At 42.3% G+C, this 1,237-nt stretch carries 1 protein-coding gene; it reads left to right on the top strand.

Features of this window, described 5'->3' with window-relative positions; all coding sequences use genetic code 11:
- Positions 1-64: 64 nt before the first annotated feature.
- Positions 65-1,227, top strand: a protein-coding gene (locus L1285_RS23480; protein WP_235414549.1) for an IS3 family transposase whose coding sequence is annotated in 2 segments (ribosomal slippage) — positions 65-317 and positions 317-1,227 — 1,164 coding nt in all. Because the reading frame shifts where the segments join, the coding sequence is not laid out codon by codon here.
- Positions 1,228-1,237 lie beyond the last annotated feature (10 nt).

Here is a 1,237-nt window from a genome sequence, read left to right as displayed (position 1 = left end):
TGTAGTGGTTTAATAGATCCGGACACATGGATAAGAGACAATAACGTCAAATATCGAGGTATCCATGACAAAGCAAAAACGACAATACAAAACATATCCTAAAGAATTTAAGGAAGAGGCTGTCGCCTTAGTCAGTGAACAAGGTTATACAGTAGCTCAGGCCGCAGAAGCAGTAGGTGTTAGCACCAGCTTGCTTTACAAGTGGAAGGAACATATAGAGCAAGAGCAGGCTGGAAACAAGCTGGTTAACTCCGAACGAGATGAACTTTTAGCACTTCGCAAAGAAGTAAAACAACTGAGAATGGAAAAAGATATTTTAAAAAAGGCCAGTGCCTTCTTTGCGAAAGAAATGAAGTAAAATATCAGTTCATCCAGGTTCAATCTGACGAGTATCCAACGCTTATACTTTGCCGGGTTATGGGAGTCAGTTCCAGTGCCTACTACGATTGGTGCAAGCGTCCAGCACAAGTGATAGATGCACAGACGCTTCGCCTTTTCCGCCGTATAAAGGTGTTGTTTAAAGAGAGCAGGCAAAGCCTGGGCTCTCGTCAAATGATGAAACAGCTTCGTAAGGAAGGCTTTAAAATTGGGCGTTTTAAAGTGCGCCGTTTGATGAAAAAGTTAGGGCTTGTCGTAAGGCAAAGGCAGGCCTACAAGGTGACAACCAATAGCAAACACAGCAATCAAGTTGCAGATAATGTATTGGCAAGGCAGTTCAATCCAACAGCTCCGAATGTTGCGTGGGCGGGTGATGTGACTTATTTGCGCACGGCTCAGGGTTGGATGTATTTGGCTATTGTTATGGATCTACATTCTCGTCGCATTATTGGCTGGGCTTTAAGTAAACGAATGACAGTTCAGTTGGTAGAGCGAGCTCTACAAATGGCTATCAATCTGAGACAGCCACCAAAAGGAGTTATATTTCATAGTGATAGAGGTTCACAGTACACAAGTAAATGTTATCAGGCGTTATTAACGAAGCATGGTTTTATTGCTTCAATGAGCGGTAAAGAAGCGTGTCTTGATAATGCAGTTGTCGAGCGTTTTTTTGGGAGTTTAAAGAATGAGTGGTTGCTAAATGTTAGGCATTTAACACGTGATTCCATACGCTCCGATGTAGAGAAATACATCAGGTATTACAACAAGATCAGACTGCACAGCTCACTGGATGATATGAGTCCAATTGAGTATGAAAATTACAAAAAGAAAGTGTCCGGTTGGACTTGACCAGTACACA

The organism is Pseudoalteromonas sp. DL2-H2.2 (assembly GCF_021532535.1).
Classification (GTDB): Bacteria; Pseudomonadota; Gammaproteobacteria; order Enterobacterales; family Alteromonadaceae; genus Pseudoalteromonas; species Pseudoalteromonas rubra_A.
Note: the sequence above shows the minus strand (reverse complement) of the source record. Positions and strands in the feature narration are given on the sequence as shown.